Annotated in this window: 14 protein-coding genes; 5 read left to right on the top strand and 9 right to left on the bottom strand. The window is 36.6% G+C overall.

The features are described from left to right. Positions 1–203 precede the first annotated feature (203 nt). A complete protein-coding gene (locus FJR04_RS09955; protein ID WP_168494131.1) occupies positions 204–2,609 on the bottom strand; it encodes a hypothetical protein in 2,406 nt (801 codons plus the stop codon). 397 nt (positions 2,610–3,006) lie between these two features. On the opposite strand from FJR04_RS09955, the gene FJR04_RS09950 reads away from it, so the two are divergent. From FJR04_RS09950 to FJR04_RS09935, 4 genes are all read left to right on the top strand, one after another. Further along, positions 3,007–5,118, top strand: a complete 2,112-nt coding sequence (locus FJR04_RS09950; RefSeq protein ID WP_168494129.1) for a TIGR00300 family protein — start codon at positions 3,007–3,009, stop codon at positions 5,116–5,118. A gap of 172 nt (positions 5,119–5,290) precedes the next feature. Continuing rightward, positions 5,291–7,417 carry a GNAT family N-acetyltransferase gene (locus FJR04_RS09945; RefSeq protein WP_168494127.1) on the top strand — a complete coding sequence of 709 codons (2,127 nt, stop codon included), beginning with the start codon at positions 5,291–5,293 and terminating at the stop codon, positions 7,415–7,417. 17 nt (positions 7,418–7,434) lie between these two features. Then, positions 7,435–7,929, top strand: a complete 495-nt coding sequence (locus tag FJR04_RS09940; RefSeq protein ID WP_168494125.1) for an ASCH domain-containing protein — start codon at positions 7,435–7,437, stop codon at positions 7,927–7,929. Between the two features lie 82 nt (positions 7,930–8,011). Next, positions 8,012–8,788 carry a Uma2 family endonuclease gene (locus tag FJR04_RS09935; RefSeq protein ID WP_168494123.1) on the top strand — a complete coding sequence of 259 codons (777 nt, stop codon included), beginning with the start codon at positions 8,012–8,014 and terminating at the stop codon, positions 8,786–8,788. Between the two features lie 277 nt (positions 8,789–9,065). Here the strand turns inward: FJR04_RS09935 and FJR04_RS09930 are convergent, their stop codons facing one another. The 6 genes from FJR04_RS09930 to FJR04_RS09905 all read right to left on the bottom strand — a co-directional run bounded on the left by FJR04_RS09930 (position 9,066) and on the right by FJR04_RS09905 (position 14,543). Then, positions 9,066–10,859 carry a WD40 repeat domain-containing protein gene (locus FJR04_RS09930; protein WP_168494121.1) on the bottom strand — a complete coding sequence of 598 codons (1,794 nt, stop codon included), beginning with the start codon at positions 10,857–10,859 and terminating at the stop codon, positions 9,066–9,068. A gap of 607 nt (positions 10,860–11,466) precedes the next feature. Next, complete coding sequence (locus FJR04_RS09925; protein WP_168494119.1) at positions 11,467–11,922, bottom strand: ferredoxin; 456 nt, start codon at positions 11,920–11,922, stop codon at positions 11,467–11,469. Continuing rightward, positions 11,922–12,308 carry a DUF1257 domain-containing protein gene (locus FJR04_RS09920; protein ID WP_168494117.1) on the bottom strand — a complete coding sequence of 129 codons (387 nt, stop codon included), beginning with the start codon at positions 12,306–12,308 and terminating at the stop codon, positions 11,922–11,924. Before FJR04_RS09920 ends, FJR04_RS09925 begins: the two co-directional genes overlap by 1 nt. Positions 12,309–12,346: 38 nt before the next feature. Beyond that, positions 12,347–12,556: a DUF2997 domain-containing protein gene (locus FJR04_RS09915; protein WP_168494115.1), complete on the bottom strand. Its 210-nt coding sequence runs from the start codon at positions 12,554–12,556 to the stop codon at positions 12,347–12,349. Between the two features lie 422 nt (positions 12,557–12,978). Next, positions 12,979–14,409 carry an NADP-dependent phosphogluconate dehydrogenase gene (gene gndA / locus FJR04_RS09910; protein ID WP_168494113.1) on the bottom strand — a complete coding sequence of 477 codons (1,431 nt, stop codon included), beginning with the start codon at positions 14,407–14,409 and terminating at the stop codon, positions 12,979–12,981. Next, positions 14,406–14,543 (bottom strand): hypothetical protein, encoded by a 138-nt coding sequence (locus tag FJR04_RS09905; RefSeq protein ID WP_168494111.1) that lies wholly within the window; start codon positions 14,541–14,543, stop codon positions 14,406–14,408. The genes gndA and FJR04_RS09905 overlap by 4 nt, the downstream gene beginning before the upstream one ends. 196 nt (positions 14,544–14,739) lie before the next feature. Between FJR04_RS09905 and FJR04_RS09900 the strand changes: the two genes are divergently transcribed. Next, positions 14,740–15,648, top strand: a complete 909-nt coding sequence (locus FJR04_RS09900; RefSeq protein ID WP_168494109.1) for a Ycf66 family protein — start codon at positions 14,740–14,742, stop codon at positions 15,646–15,648. Positions 15,649–15,704: 56 nt separating this feature from the next. Here the strand turns inward: FJR04_RS09900 and FJR04_RS09895 are convergent, their stop codons facing one another. Both FJR04_RS09895 and FJR04_RS09890 read right to left on the bottom strand, forming a co-directional pair. Continuing rightward, positions 15,705–16,799 (bottom strand): phosphotransacetylase family protein, encoded by a 1,095-nt coding sequence (locus FJR04_RS09895; RefSeq protein ID WP_168494107.1) that lies wholly within the window; start codon positions 16,797–16,799, stop codon positions 15,705–15,707. A gap of 219 nt (positions 16,800–17,018) precedes the next feature. Next, positions 17,019–17,231: an addiction module protein gene (locus tag FJR04_RS09890; protein ID WP_168494105.1), complete on the bottom strand. Its 213-nt coding sequence runs from the start codon at positions 17,229–17,231 to the stop codon at positions 17,019–17,021. Positions 17,232–17,483: the final 252 nt, after the last annotated feature.

Below are 17,483 nucleotides of genomic sequence, written 5' to 3'. Positions count from 1 at the left end.
CTCCAGAGGCTAATTTAATTACTAGCTGTGTGGGTGTCAGAACTGGTAAAACTAAAGATTATTTTGCATTTTGAAAGGTCACGAATGTTAGATATAAACAGCGTTTAAAAACCTTAAATCCATGCTTCATATTTTCTATTTTGTATCAATCGGTAAGTCTTTATTTAGATAAATTGAACACTCAGGAAATCAGAAATATCAAGTCATTTCCACTTTGATAGTTCATCTATTATTACTTGCTGACTTCTATATAAATTATCCTTTGGTAGCCTAACAAATATTTTATCTTCTTCTAAACAGTATTCAATAAATGTCGATATAACTCCGTTCCAGTATTCCCTAGCATTTAGTCCCTGTTGACTAATTTTTCTAATCTTTTCAACAACACTAAGATTTCTAATTTCTGTTACTAAGGCCATTTGTGAAATATAAATCTCATCATTCATGATCATTTCAAGATGAATTTTACCGCATGAAGTTATGGACAGCCTTTGTCCAGAGTAAACCTTATCATCGCTTGGATCATACGTTTGTAATAATCTATATGAAATGAGTTCTTTGATATAATTTACTATTATATCTTCATTTACACACATAGGCTCAAAATAATTTTCTATTTCTTGAAGAGTCAGATAAGATTCATGAACATCATTTGATGATGCCTCTTTATCACGTAATAGTCTCAAAATTCTTATTTTTGTTAAAGGACTTGAGACAAGATTATTTTTTAATGTAAAGAGATTTAATATAAATTGACTATGTTCCTGAGCAAATCCTTTATATTCTCCAAGAATTAAACTTTTGGTGATTTTTTGCGGGTTTATATTTTCCATATTACCCAGGATATAACTCTTCACAAGTTCATCAATTCCAAGACAAGGAGAGGTAACTACTCCCTGAAAAACTTTTAAACTACGTCTAATTTCATGATTAGCAATCCATCCAATGCGACGAGAAGTAAAGTCTTCATTAACGAAAATTTCCTCAATACATGATACAAAAGCGCCTATATCATCAATTTTAACTCTTATTCCTCTGTTAAGGAAATAAGACTTACCATTTTTTTCAGTTTCAATTTTTTTCTTAAGAAATTTTATCCTTTTATCAAGAATATCTTTAATTGATGGTACTGGCAAATAAAATGATTTAGAATCATATGATTGAAATGGACCAGATTTGGATAACTGCCAAATTGTTTTATCTGTGATTGGCACTATAATAAAAGAAAATACTGCTCTGTGTATTGATTCTGCGACTTGAAAAACTGCTTCTTGGAATTTTTGCGAAAAATTATCTGTATTATCAAAAACAATACATGGCATTAATTTCCTTGAACGAACTACATGATATAATAAATTTATTACATATTCTTCTAAATTGTTTTCTTTTTTATTAAAAATATACTCTCCAAATTTTATTTTAAATTCTTGACGATCTCTTTCATATAAATACTTAAATTCTCCATTTTTCCATCTTTGATATTCTTTATAAAAGATACCTTGTAGTTCTTCATACTCTGGAGAATTACCTTTATATAATTCTTTTTCTATACAATCTTTAAGACTTTTATAAATCCATTTAGTAACATAATTTATATCTCCACTTGAATTAGCCATATCTATTTTTAGTGCTAGGCATAAACTACGCACATTTTTATCAAGAATAATTGTAAAAAACCGCTCAATAAATGTAGATTTACCCGAACCTTTTTCACCTACTATCAATACAATATCTGATGTTTTTTCTGTTTCTATAGAAAATTCTATTTCTTTCTCTAATTCCCGACCAGTACCAGAATTAAGTGATTGAATAGAGTTTAATATATTTTCAGAAATTTTCTGCATTGCTCGTTCAGCATTAATGCTGTCTTGAGTTTCTACGAAGCATTCAATGAGCATCTCTGGATCATTATCACCAGCTAAAGTAGTAAAAAATTCATTAAAAAATTTATCTAAATCTATTTGAAAATCCGATTTAGGGATCATACGATTATTGTTCATCTCGTGAACAGAATAAAGTTTTTCATAATATCCGGTTACGGAAGTTGAAAATTTCTGTATCTGTGTAAGATATCGTTTTTCTAGTACACCTTCTTTAGAAAACAAATCATAGAACATTGCAAATTTATCAGAAATTGATTCTAGAGAAGGAAAAGTAATTGAATTAGAATCAAAAAGAGGTTTTCCATCTCTAGGGAAAGGATTAAAACCTATCCAGCATATTCCATTTGTAAGACCAGCAAATGTAGCACCAGTTGTTAGACAATAGTTACTAGCTTGAATAATTCCATCCTTTGCTGGCTTGATTGCAGCACCACCAAGCTTATAGAAAGATACCTTTTGGTTTGTTGTTTCTATTAATTCAAAACCTATTTTTTTTGCTTCAATAACTAGGAAATTTTTGTCGCCATATTTTAATAGATAATCAACAAATCCACTAGCAGTGTGCGGTTCTCGTTCTATTTCTTCTTTTTCCCATCCTAAAACTTCTGTTAAAATTCGATCTATAATATTTACTCGCGTATCTGTTTCTGACTTTATCTTGTCAATATAAGAGTTAACCTCATTTCTAATAAAGTCAAATTTGATTTTCGCTTCGTCAATATTCATAATATTTTTATTCCTTTTCAGAACCATTATAAAAATTACAAGTTTTTTAACGAATGAATCTGCTGTTACTATAGACCTTTCTTAGATAATGGGACATAGAAGTAACTCCAATGCTGCAAAGCCAAGAAGATTATATATGTCATTTAAATGTAATTATGCTTTTTTGCAAATGGTTATTAGCTACATTATAACATCCCCCATAACACATTTTTCCCTTATTCTCTCACATTGTCCCCAGTGGTAATAGAATAATAACGATGCCTGCGGCGAGAGAAGCGATCGCCTTATAAAGCCTACCAAAAACAGAAGGTAGTGATTAAGTAGCAGATTTGACAGAAGTAGAACACCAAAACTCTGTATCCAGAAGAGATTACTGAAAAGCGAAGTAAAAATTTTTATGGTTTCCCAAATTCGGTTTTTAATGTGCGCTCCTGACCATTACGATGTGGATTATGTGATTAATCCGTGGATGGAAGGGAATATTCACAAATCCTCACGCGATCGCGCGGTGGAACAATGGAATAAATTATACAATGTTATCAAAAATCATGCCATTGTTGATTTAGTCGCTCCAGAAAAAGGTTGGCCTGACATGGTATTCAGTGCCAATGCAGGTTTAGTCCTCGGTGAAAACGTCGTTCTCAGCCGCTTTTTACATAAAGAACGTCAAGGGGAAGAACCGTATTTTCAACAATGGTTTGAGAATAATGGTTTTAATGTTTACACACTTCCCAAAGACCTCCCCTTTGAAGGTGCTGGTGACGCACTCTTAGACCGGGAAGGTCGGTGGTTATGGGCTGGATACGGTTTCCGGTCAGAATTAGATTCTCACCCCTACCTGGCTAAATGGCTGGACATTGAGGTGATTTCTCTGCGGTTGATGGATGAGCGTTTTTATCACCTTGATACCTGCTTCTGTCCCTTAGCAAATGGTTATTTGCTGTATTATCCCGGTGCGTTTGATTCCTACTCTAACCGCGTCATTGAAATGCGTGTCGCACCAGAAAAGCGAATCGCTATTGAAGAAGCTGACGCTGTTAACTTTGCTTGTAATGCGGTAAATGTTGATAGCATCGTGATTATGAACAAAGCCAGTGAGAATTTAAAATCACGGTTATCAGAAGTTGGTTTTCAAGTCATTGAAACGCCTTTAACCGAATTTCTCAAAGCTGGTGGTGCGGCTAAATGCTTGACTTTGCGGGTAACAGAACCCATTGGTGATGAAATTCACGCGATCGCATCTGTAGAAAGTCGTGTTATCCGCATGGAAGGACACCTGCTAGATGCAGGGTTGATTAACCGCGCTTTAGATTTAATTGTGGAAATGGGGGGAAGTTTCCAAGTTCTCAAATTCAACTTGGGAGAACAACGTCAAAGTACATCTGCGGCTGAGGTGAGGGTATCTGCACCATCCCATGAGGTGATGGAAGAGATTATATCTCAGTTGATTGATTTAGGTGCGGTTGATTTACCCCAAGATGAACGGGATACTAGGTTAGAACCTGTGATCCAAGCGGGTGTTGCTCCTGATGATTTCTATGTCAGCACGATTTATCCGACAGAAATACGGGTAAATGGGGAATGGCTGAAAGTGCAGAATCAACGCATGGATGGTGCGATCGCCATTTCCACAACTGCCAATGGTATAGTAGCTAAGTGTAAACTATTGCGTGATTTAGAAATAGGTGACAAAGTAGTTGTGGATGTCTTTGGTATCCGCACCGTCCGCAAAGCCGAATCACGAGAACAACGCAATTCTCAAGAGTTCAGCTTTATGTCTTCTGGTGTTTCCAGTGAAAGACGGGTGGAATTAGTCGTTGAACAAGTGGCTTGGGAATTACGTAAAATTAAGGATAGCGGCGGTAAAGTAGTTGTCACTGCTGGTCCTGTGGTAATTCACACTGGCGGTGGTGAACATCTCTGTCGCTTAGTCCGAGAAGGCTATGTACAGGGTCTTTTAGGCGGAAATGCGATCGCTGTCCATGATATGGAACAAAACCTGCTAGGAACATCCCTGGGTGTGGATATGAAGCGGGGTGTGGCTGTACGTGGTGGACACCGACATCATTTAAAGGTAATTAATACTATCCGCCGTTTTGGTAGCATTGCTAAAGCTGTAGAAGCGGGAGTGGTGAAAAGTGGGGTGATGTATGAATGTGTGAAAAATAACATTCCCTTTTCCCTCGCTGGTTCAATTCGGGATGATGGACCTTTACCAGATACCCAAATGAACCTGATTTTAGCACAACAGGAATATTCTAAAATCATTGAAGGTGCGGATATGATTTTGATGCTGTCTTCTATGCTGCATTCTATTGGGGTGGGGAATATGACTCCTGCGGGTGTGAAGATGGTTTGTGTGGATATTAACCCGGCTGTGGTGACAAAATTGAGCGATCGCGGTTCAATAGAATCTGTAGGTGTGGTGACAGATGTGGGTTTGTTCCTCAGTCTGTTAACTCAGCAATTGGATAAGTTGACTAGTCCTTATGTTGCTAATGTAGGTTAAGGAAATAGATTTTCCTTATTGCGGACATCATTTGCTTTATGGGTAATTATGTATGTCCGCAAACTACAATGAGTTTTAAGTTTAGCTCCAAACTGTTCCTATATTTTATGACCAGACGAAACCACAATAAGCTTATCTGATTTAGTTCTTGAAATGAGTATATATAAATTATATGGTACAAGAAGATTCATTAAAGTTTAGTATTCAAGAAATTGGTGCAACTTCTCAGCATTTAAAAACTGTCATTAACTTAGGTAATGCTAATTCAGAAACCCTTGGCTTTTTACCCTATGGAGCTTTTGAAAGACTAGCAGAAGAAGGACGTATTATTGGTTTTATTGTTCCAGAAGTAGGTTGTGTTGGATATCTGCTTTATGGTATTAGTCGTCGTGATTACAGAGTAAAACTTACCCACCTTTGTGTAGATAAAAATTGGCAAAAAAGAGGAATAGCCAAAAAATTACTCCAGTATTTAAAAAATAAAACTCAACATTTATACGGTATTCTTTTATCATGCCGTCGTGATTATAACTTGGATGGAATGTGGGCATCGCTTGGTTTTGTGGCTCCTCATGAAAGACCAGGAAAAAGCAAAGAAGGTAGTATTTTAACTGAGTGGTGGTTAGATTATGGTCATCATAGTTTACTCACTAATCTTGCCTATCAACAAACCGTATCTAAATTATGTGTTGCTATAGATGCTAATATTTTTTTTGATTTAGTAGATAATGAAAAGTTTGATGAAGAAGGAAAAGAATCTAAGGTTTTAATTTCTGATTGGCTAGAAGCAGAAATTAAACTATGCTTAACTGATGAAATTCTGAATGAAATTAACAGAAATTCAGACAGCATACAAAGAGGAAAATTACGTGCAGCTACAAGTCATTTTACATTACTTCCTTCTGCTCAAGAAGAATTTGATAAAGTATGCCAAAATATACGTAAATTTTTTCCTAACAAAATGACTTCTAGTGATGCGTCTGATTTACGGCAAATTGCTAGAGTTATCACTTCTCAAATTAATGCTCCTTATTTTATCACTAGAGATAAACGTCTACTAGGTATTGAAGAAGAGATTTATCAAGAATTTAATCTGACCATTATTCATCCTATTGATCTTGTTCTTAAATTAGATCAATTACGCAGAGAAAATGAATATCAACCAGAGCTATTAGGTGGAACTAATATAATAGAAAAGCGTATTCAGAGTGGAGAAATAGATTCAATAATTGATCTATTTTTAGCTTATTCACAAGGTGAAAGAAAACCAGATTTTGGAAAAAATATTCGTCATTTAGTCTCAAATACTGAACAATTTAAATGTTTTACAATTAGTCAAAATGAAATATTAATGGCTTTAATAGTCTATGATAGATCAGAAGATGCCGAATTAAAAATTCCTATTTTTAGATTCAGAGATACTAAAATTACTTCTACTATTTTACGGCGTTGTATTTTTCAGTGCTTCTCAACTGCTGCTAATGAAAATAGACAATTCACCAGAATTACTGAAATATACTTGGATGATACAACAATTAAAGCACTGTCTGAAGATGGTTTTTTAAAGACTGAATCTGGATGGTTAAGAGCTAACTTAGCTATTTCAGACCGCGCAGTAGATATTTCTTCGTATATTACTAACTTATGTAAAACATCATCTAAAGGTTATGATAAATATCTTCCATTTGCAGATATTTTATTAAATCAAGATTTACTTCAAAAACCAGAAATCATGGCAGATATTGAGAGGATGCTTTATCCTGCTAAAATTACTGATGCTGAAATTCCTACTTATATTATTCCTATTAAATCACGTTGGGCTAAAGAATTATTTGATAAAGAATTAGCAGAGGAAGGAATATGGAGAGCCAAAGAAGAATTAGCTTTGAGACGTGAGGTTGTCTACTACTCTTCAAAGCGAAAAATGAAATATCCAGGAAGAATTTTATGGTATGTTACTTCATCTCCTGACGATAAAAATAGTTCTGCTATTCTAGGAGCTATTAGAGCTTGTTCTAGACTAGATGAAGTAACAATTGGTAAACCTAAAGACTTATATAAAAAGTTTAGAAGATTAGGAATCTACAGTTTTCAAGATGTTTTGAAAACGGCTAGTAACAATTTAAACCAGGAAATCAAAGCTGTTAAATTTAGTGACACAGAATTATTTATACATCCTATAAAATTTACAGAAATCAAAACAATGCTAAATCGATCTATTCAACTTCAAAGTTCTATAGAAATTTACCCAGAAGAATTTAAAATGTTATATAATAGAGGAACTTCAATTTTTATATAACTTTAAAAATGAGTCTCATGTCTCCAAATGTACTTCTAATATCTATTCACTATGAATACGCCAATATGATATTTGAGGGTAATAAACAAGTTGAGTTTAGGCGTGTTAGACCTCGACATCTAAGTGAAGGTGATCTAATTCTTGTTTATGCAACATCTCCTGAAAAAGCATTGTTGGGAGTGCTTGAAGTAGAAAAAGTTGTGGAAATGTCTCCTAATAAGCTTTGGAATATTGTTAAAGATAAAGCTGGTATTAACCAAGAAACTTTTCAAAAATACTACAAAAATTCACAAATTGCTTTTGCTATTTTCTTTAAAAACCCGTTCAGTTTTGATTCACCAATTACAATTGAAAAACTAAGAGAAGAGTGGAAAGATTTTCGACCACCACAGTGTTATCATTACTTAAAAGATAGAGAAATAAATCTTATCAAATCCATGACAAAATATGATATTTTAGCGTTATCTCATAAGTTTAAAGTTCACCAAACTGAACTATTAGCTCAAGTTTAAAAAATAAATATATTCATATATTACTTATTATTTGAGTTTAACCATATTATACTAGATTAACAACTGCAATCCTTAAAATAGTATGAGTGAAACCCTGGCTGATATTGCTATACCACCGCAGTTTCCAGATCATACTCAACTACCAGAGTCTGATGGTACATTTGTAAAGAATTTTCAAGAACATCCCCAAAGCATAATTATCACAGATTCAATTATTCAGACTTTACAAAAGTTACATCCAGATGGACAATTTTGTATAGGTCAAGATTGTGGTATTTATTGGCGCGAAACAGAACCCCCAGAAAAAGGTACAGTTGCACCAGATTGGTTTTATGTCCCTGATGTAGCACCAAGATTAGAAGGTAAAATTCGCCGTTCTTATGTATTATGGCGGGAATATATACCCCCATTAATTGCCATAGAATTAGCCAGTGGTAATGGTGAAGAAGAACGAGATACCACACCTCTAACGGGTTTACAGGCTAGTCAAAAACCTGGTAACTTTTGGGTATATGAACGCATTATTCGTATTCCCTATTATGCTATTTATGAAGTTAATAATGATAAATTAGAAGTTTATCATTTGGTAGATTTTTCTTACGAAAAAATGCAGCCTAACGATCGCAGACATTATCCCATTCCCCCTTTAGGTGTAGAATTAGGACTATGGCAAGGAAGTTACTTAAATAATCCTGAACAACTTTGGCTGCGTTGGTGGGATTTAGATGGCAATTTATTATTGGTGGGTAAGGAAGAAGCCCAGTTAGAAAGATTCAGGGCTGAACAAGCAGAAAATAAAGCTGCAAAATTAGCTGCAACATTGCGAGAAATGGGTATAAATCCAGATGATGATTTATAATCATTTTGAGCATTGAAGAAAACGAACCGCAGAGGCGCAGAGGACACAGAGAAAAATGCAAGGGGTTATTTTATCAGAGATTTAAAAAATTAATTGGGTGATTTTTTTTGCTGAGACGAATTTTTTAACACCCACCTACCCGCGCAAATTTTACTTCTCCGTGAACAAGAAAAACTAACAATTGCTATGTTTCAACAATTGTTAGAATAATTAAAAAGCACATTTAATCAAACAGAACTAGCATTAAAGTTACAAGCATTAACAGTTCCTATGTCAATTAACTCCGCTGCCAAATTTTAATTGTTTTATCCAAACTACCACTGACTAACATTTCCCCAGAAGCAGTAAAAGATAAAGCTGTAACTGTGTTAGTATGACCTGTAAATGTACCTAATAATTGTCCGGATTGTAAATGCCACAATTTGATGGTTTTATCCGCACTACCACTAGCAATAATTTGTTCATTAGGACTTAAAGCAACTGCATTGACACTATTTTGATGTCCTTTGAGAGTGTGGAGTAATTCTCCAGTCACTAAATTCCAAACTCTAATAGTTTGATCTTGACTACCACTGACTAGAAATTTAGCATTAGCACTAATAGCCAAAGAACTTACAATATGAGAATGACCCATGAGGGTGTGAATTGGTTCTGGATCTGGTGAATTTTTCTTCTTGAGTGTAGATGATGTTTGCCAAACTTTGATTTTGCGGTAGCTACCTGTAATCAAAATTTTCCCATCTTGACTTAACACCATTGAATGTGCTGCTGTATCATCTAATGATAGGGTATTTTCGACTTGGCGATCGCGCAAATTCCAAAACAAGATTTTTCGATCATCACCACCAGTTGCTACCATTTTACCATCTGGTGTAAACGCTACACAACGCACATCACCATGATGTTTATGCAGGATATCAATTAGATCCAATGCCCCAGTGTGCCAAATTTTCACTGTGGAATCTGCACCGACACTTACTAATGTTTGTCCGTCGGTACTAAAAGCCAAGGAATTAACTTCATTGACTAAACCAGAATGCACCCAAGGATATTCTGATAATGTTTCAATTAATTCACCTTTAGATAAATCCCATAATTTTGTTTCTCCCCGACTACCACTAGCTAAAATGGGGATAGTTTTGACGTTTTTACATCTCCCATTTTTAACTACTAAAGTCTTGATAGAATAGGCTAAACAGTTAATACCTCTAGTATGTCCTTTCAATGTTTGCCAGTATTCCCAATCACCAATAATCTGTTTTTGTGGATGATCTGATGGTAATGTTTCAATTGTTTCCACCATCATTTTTTCATCAGTTACACACAGATCATCTTGCTGACCACCAAGGGATTGTAAATACCAATTTAATCCCCCTGCATACAACAAACTACTAGGAGTTAAATAGACACTTGATTCGGGAAAATCTAGTTGATTTGTGGGTATAAATCCAGTAATTACAGTTTGCTTGTGGTATCCCAATTTGGTGTTTCCTGGATAAAACAAACACAGAAAAATTAATACTTGATGGTTACTAATATCTGCTTGACTGACAGACCAACGGATTTTATCTTTCTTAATTCCGTTAAAACTTTCTCCATCTGCCACATGAACTTGTATACTCACCTTGGGGTTATTAGTTAGTAAATAAGTAAACTTACTTTCACTACGTAAATTTCCCTCATCATCCAAAACCATATTTTCCAAAGTGTCTTGTGATACTTTTCTCACCAATTTTCCTAAACGTTCCGTAATCATCCGGTCTACAATTTGTTCACGGACAAAATAATCTTCTGCTTGACGTTGAAAATAGGTAGGAAAAGGAATTACCCAATCAGATGATTCGGGATATTCGGGTGGTATGGGAGGCGGATTTTTGGCGACGATTTCCGCTTGCTGACGAGAACATTCGAGAATTTTAGCTAATGAATCTCCTGCAAATGCCATCACCTCACTGTGATAACCTTTAACTCGACTTTCTAAAAGAGAAATATCCCCAGTTTTGGGTTTTCTCACCCGGTGTAAGAAGTCAGTTTGTTGTGATTTTAGTAAATTAATCCAATCCATCTGCATGATAGTGGCACAAAGTGTGCATACCCAAGATAACTTATAAGGAACAGAGAACAAGGAACAGGAAGAAGGAAGTTTTTGGCGATTTTACTTTTCTTTACACATTTTGCTGATCTCACGTCCACTTACTTAGTTAAGTAAAATTTCAGTAATCATTACTGTCTAATAGAATACAAAAAATGGGCGATTTTCAGGGTAAATATCAACTCATGTCATAATCAAGCATTAGTTAATGCGATGTAGTGGGTTAAGTAAATTTCGATGACTTCCATAAAGTTTAACTAATCTAACTAATAATTTACTGTTTCTGGGGAAACACTTCTACCTCTCAAAGAGGTTTACCATTTTTGAGTCAACTAAAATCAATAATAATTTACAAAAAGAAAGGGAACAGGGAATAGGGAAATAGGGAAATAGGTAATATAGCGGTTATCGCTAGCAATACAATCGAGGGCGCAGACCCTGCGCCCCTACTGAGTTTACGATTGGCTGACTGTATCTCATTCAAGTGCATACCGCTATAGGTAATAGGTAATAGGGAACAGATAAAAACAAAAGCACTGATAATATCAGTGCTTTTATTGTGTAATGAATGCAAAATGTCGGTAATTTAAAAACTGGCTTTTTTTAACTTTTGTTTCTTCCGGCGTTTTTCTGTAGTGGCTACACCTTGTTCTACTGGATAACCAACTACGGGAATTACCTGATATTGTCTTTCTGTTTCTAAATTTTTCAGTTCGGTGTAATCAACCCAATGTATACAATCAACAGGACAGGTATCTATGGCTTCTTGAACTACCTCTTCTATGTCTCCATCTTGACGGATGACACGCGATCGCCCATAATCTTCTTCAATAAAAAAAGTATTACGGGCAACATGGGCGCAATGTTTACAGCCTATACAGGTAATTTCATCTACATAAACGCCCTTCTGTCGCACCACGCCGCCTAATTCCGGTTCTAAACCAGAACGTTCGGGAACATCTCGCAAAAAACTCCCTAATTCTGGTTCTAACCCGGAACGATGATTTTCTTGTTCTTCTAAAGACGGCAGGAAATCAGACATTACGCACTCCAGCGTTGTACTACTAGACGAATAGAACCATCTGCATTTTTTTGTTGTTCGGCTACTTGGAAGCCAACTTTAGTAGTTTCTTTGACTACTGTTTGATAAGCATAACGCTGGGTCACTTGTCGAACAAACCCATCTACAGATAGATTTTGTTGCCAATATTGTAAATCTGCAACTAATTCGTATTCTTGACCATTCCATCTAAAACCAATATCATACCCATTTTGCTGTTCAATTGTCACTTCGGCAGCATGAGTTTGACCACGATAACCACGCACCTCACAAGGTCCGGGTTTCCAGTCTATTCCCAAGTCAGAAAGGGCATCTTGCAATGATTCCAGATTACGGATTTGTGTCTTGATTTGGCTAAAGTGTGACATAGTGGTTTGTAATCAATGAAATTAACTAGTTGGAAAATTTACCATTCGCTGTGAGCGGTTTGCGTATTTACTACACTGGATTGTTGCGTGTTAGTGGCGAAAAATTCGGAAGTTGGCTCATTACTCAACACTCGTCCTAGTTGGGCTTCTATGGCTGCTGTCACCTCTGCACAAGACGCACCGATAATACCGGTGACTTTTTCTTGGACTCGACCATCTGGATAAATGATGAATTCTAATGTTTCCATGTTCTGAAAGCCAACCTCGATAGTACACATGAACTTGCTGCTTTACCAGACTTGCTCAAAATTTAGCTATTGGAACTTAGATACAAATTTGCCATTTGTTTCATAATGTTCCATATTTCAACATATATATTTCAGAATCTTTACAAAAGTTATTATTTTTATTAGCAGTTACATTCATCAATTATTAGTTTCTCGTAACCTGATCAATTAGTCAAGGAGAAGATTAATAGAAACCACAAGTGATCAAAAGTCTTAATGAATCAAGCTTGTGGACAAAATTCAGCTTCAGATTAAATCTAAAAAAATCCTAAAGCTTATTGAAAAATCTTATCATTATCATCAAAATAAAAAAGGCGGGTTTGACCCGCCTATGCTTAAGGATGAAATCCTGGACTTTTTAGTCCGTAGAGAAAAACCAATACTTACTTCTGAGCTTCAGCAATAGGAACCCATTCAGTGTGGAAAGCGCCTTCTTTGTCAGTCCGTTTGTAGGTGTGTGCGCCAAAGTAGTCGCGTTGTGCTTGAGTTAAGTTTTGTGGCAAGCGATCGCGGCGGTAGCTATCGAAGTAATCTAGAGAAGCACTAAAAGCGGGAACAGGAATACCCAACTTAGCAGCAGTGACAATTACTTCACGCCAAGCAGCTTGTCTATCAAGAATAGTTTGCTTAAATTCAGGTGCTAACAACAAGTTAGGTAAAGCTGGATTTTCGTCAAATGCCTTCTTAATCTTATTCAAGAAGCCAGCCCGAATAATACAACCACCTTTCCAAATCCGAGCCATTTCGCCCAAATTTAATTCCCAATTGTAAGTTTTGGAAGCTGTAGATAACAGCGCCATACCTTGAGCATAAGAACAGATTTTGGAACAATAAAGAGCATCACGCACCATGTTCACAAAAGCCTTAATGTCTCCACCATAGGTAGCATTAGGACCGGTGATGATCTTAGAAGCAGCAATCCGTTCATCTCTAATAGAAGAGAGAATCCGGGCATTTACAGCCGCTGTAATTGTCGGAATAGCAACACCCAATTCTAAAGCAGTTTGTACAGTCCAACGACCAGTTCCCTTTTGACCGGCTGCGTCAACAATCAAATCAACGAGGGGAATCTTGGTGTCTGGATCAACGTAGGGGAAAATATTGGCTGTAATCTCAATCAAAAATGAATTGAGTTCGTCAGTTGTATTCCATTCGCTAAAAACTTCATGTAACTGTGCTGCATTTAAGCCAGCTACATTTTTCAGCAAATCGTAGGCTTCTGCAATTAACTGCATATCACCGTACTCAATACCGTTGTGAACCATTTTTACATAGTGTCCAGAACCGCCGGGACCAATGTAAGTTACACAAGGACCATCATCAACTTGAGCCGCGATTTTGTTGAAAATGGGGGATAGGTACTCGTAAGAGCTTTTTGTTCCACCAGGCATAAGTGAAGGACCATTTAACGCCCCTTCTTCACCACCACTTACACCCATACCCACATAGCGTAAACCGATGGGTTCTAGTTCTTGAGTGCGTCTTTCGGTATCTTCAAACCAAGAATTACCACCGTCAATAATGATATCGCCCTCTTGTAGTAAAGGCTTAAGCTGTTGAATTACTGCATCAACAGGCTTACCAGCTTGCACCATTACCAGAATTCTCCGGGGACGTTCTAATGAAGCGACAAAATGTTCCAAGCTAAAAGCAGCTTTAACGTTCCGTCCTGGGGCGCGTTGCGCCATGAAGGCATCGGTTTTTTCACGAGAGCGGTTGTAAACTGCAATTGGAAAGCCATTACGCTCAACATTGAGAGCGATATTTTCGCCCATAACCGCTAATCCAATCACACCAAAGCTTTGTAGTGTCATAGTTCAAATCTTTTTTTTTGGGTTTGGCTAACTCTTGCAGATCCTTTCTCTTTAAGGGTAATCCGAGATTTTGGCTTCACTCCTAAAGAAGATATTAAGAGTTTTTCGAGAATTAAAAAAATTAGAACTAACATCAATAATTAGTTTTAATTTGTATCTAAGTCAACAATTTGGTGACAAAATTTGCAAAATTAAAATACATATAGCAGGAGTCACCGAATCAGGAGGTAAGAAAAATTAAATATCCTACCCCTATTTTCTTTATTATCTCTTCTCTGTTCCCTGTTCCCTGTTCCCTGTTCCCTTCCAAATAGTAAGGAGTATTAAAAAATGCTGGCTTATCTTTTAAGTTTAGTAGTTGGTTTTGGTAGTCTAGCCATTTACTTATCAGCCTTCTTTTTTCCAGAAATCCATCGCAAGAATGATTTCATCTGGAGTGGGGTAGGGTTATTCTACGCTTTGGTATTATGGATTTTTGCCCCTCGAATTACTGGGGGATTGTTGCTAGGTCATGTAGCTAGTGTGGCACTGTTGGTATGGTTTGGCTGGCAAACTCTTTCACTACGGCGACAGTTAGCTCCAGAAGTACAGCAAACTCCTATACCCAGTCCTGAGCTAATTAAGGTGAGTCTCCAAGAACAAATAGCCAAGTTTTCTGTCAAGGAGAAGTGGGGACAATTAGCAGGATTAATTGGTGGTGTGTTTAGTGGTGCTAAAGCGAAGGTAGAGCAGACTGTGACTAAAAAGCCAGTGACTACAACTGAAGCCGCACCACCATCAACGTTAGCTGATGGATTGGTAACTGTAATTTCAGTTAATGAAACTGAAGGTTTGTCAGAAGAGACTCTTTCTCCATCACCTGATTTAGAAATGGTAGAAGTAGCACCAACATCACCCCCTGTGATTGAAGAGGAAGAAAAACAGGTAGTTCCGCCAACAGAAACACCTGTAACCGGGGAAACTGAAACTGTGGTAGAGGTAACTCAAACGGAAATATGTGTTTCCGAAACACCTGTAGCCGGGGAAACCGAAATGGTGGTAGAGGTAACTCAAACTCAGGTTGTTGTTGTAGAAGAAACTAATGAAAGTGCGGCAGAAGTAATTTCCCCAAATCCAGTGACATCGGAGTTATTAGCCGCAGAAGCAGCAGAAAAATCTGATCTGACTGTTGAGGAAGTTAAACCAGATGGGGAAGCATCACCAGAACAAATCCCATTAGATAAACCAGGTGGGGAGTAATTAAGCGGATTTACGCTGCTGATTTCCAAACAATCTCGGAAATAAATCTGATGTATTTAAGATATTGCTGCCGCTGGATTAAATCCCAGTTGGGATAATAAACGTTCAATATCAAAATGCTCAGACATGAGAGAGCGAATGCACTCTATTTTAATTGGTTCATGGACACGGACTTGGCCAAAGGTGCGATCGATGATTTCTACTGTGGTGAGGGTATCGAGATCCACTGATAAAATCGGGATTTCTAACTCTTCGGCACGGTTGAGGATAAATGCAGGAGGTGGTAGTTGTCCAGTTAGGATGAGACATTGGGTAGATGTTTCTAAGGCTGCTTGTTGGATTTCAACGCGATCGCCTCCTGTTACTACTGCCATATTCCGTCGTTTGCGGAAGTATTTGACGGCGGAGTTGACGTTCATTGCCCCAATGGCTAGGCTTTCGACTAATAAATCTAGGCGATCGCTACAACAGAGAACTTCAGCCTTTAACTGTTTTACCAATTCCCCTACACTGACGCTGCGGAGGATATCGCTTTTGGGCAATGTTGCTAGTACGGGAATACCCTGTTTTTCCAAGAAGGGGCGTAAGAGTGTTTGCACTAACTCTAATTTTTCGTGAGGAACTTCGTTGATCACGACTCCCATTAACCGCTTACCCAATCGCTTTTGAGCAGATAACAATCCCTCAACGGAGGTTAGTGATTGATAACGGCTAATTAGCAGTACCGGGGCATCTAATTTTTCTGCTAGTTCCAGTAAGGAGAGTCCAAATAAATTTCCTTCTGATAAGTTAGCAGGCCCCTCTAACAGTACCAAATTACCTCTGGGGATTTGTGAATACTGTTGTACTAATAACTGCTGATAGTTAGTTACATCCTCTCCCTGTAAGCGTTTTTGGACAGTTATTTCATCCAAGGATAATAAGGTAGGGGCAATGCGGTTGTCTGGCAGGTTAAGGTTATGGGTAATGAACTGGACATCTTCTTCAACTACTGTTCCCGCAGATGTCTTGACAAAATTACCCAAAGGTTTGCCATAAGCAATATCCAAACCTTTTTGTTTTAGCTGATGTGACAAACCTAAAACTGTTGCAGATTTGCCACTGTAAGCTTCAACTGATCCAACCAGCAAATATTTAGCAAGTGTTGGCACGTATGCACTCCTAATTTCAAAGGTTTGTACAACTCAGCTAGGTGTCTACTAATTTTAGTGCAATAGGCGGAAGGTAAATAACTATAGCAATTTTATGCAATTAAAAATTAAAAATTAAATGTGAATAAATCTAGCTGTGGTAACTATTCTAGCGATTTTAATCAAGATAAAAATATTTGTTTAGGCAAAGATATTATGTGTATTGCTATATAGAAGCGATTATATTGAAGCTTTAATTTCCTTCCATGTCATTACATCATCTGGATTTGCTTCGTAATCAGTAATCCGACGATCAAGTTCTCGTTTTTGCGCTGCTGTTAAATCAGGATATGCCTGTTCTGCTGCGATACTTTCTAAAATCTCTTGTACAATCTGAATTCTATCTGCAATACTCAGGGTTTTGATTTCATTTAAAGTTACACTGATGTCCATATTAACTAAACTTCAATAGGAATATTTTCTAGTTTAGGCGATGCCTACGGCGATCGCTCCATTTGCCCTTATCAACTCGCAAAAAACTTCAGTATTTGATATCGGATCATGGGCGATCCTCTTCGCTCTACGTAACACGAACTACCAAACCCATTTTTTGTGCTATACAGGAAATATTAGACAGAGTTCTCTAAATACATAGTTATTCAGCGAGTATTTTATTAAAATAATCTTGAAGGAGTAGTTATGTCC

Source organism: Anabaena sp. UHCC 0204, assembly GCF_009711975.1.
Classification (GTDB): Bacteria; Cyanobacteriota; Cyanobacteriia; order Cyanobacteriales; family Nostocaceae; genus Dolichospermum.
This window is presented reverse-complemented; position numbering and strand designations above follow the sequence as displayed.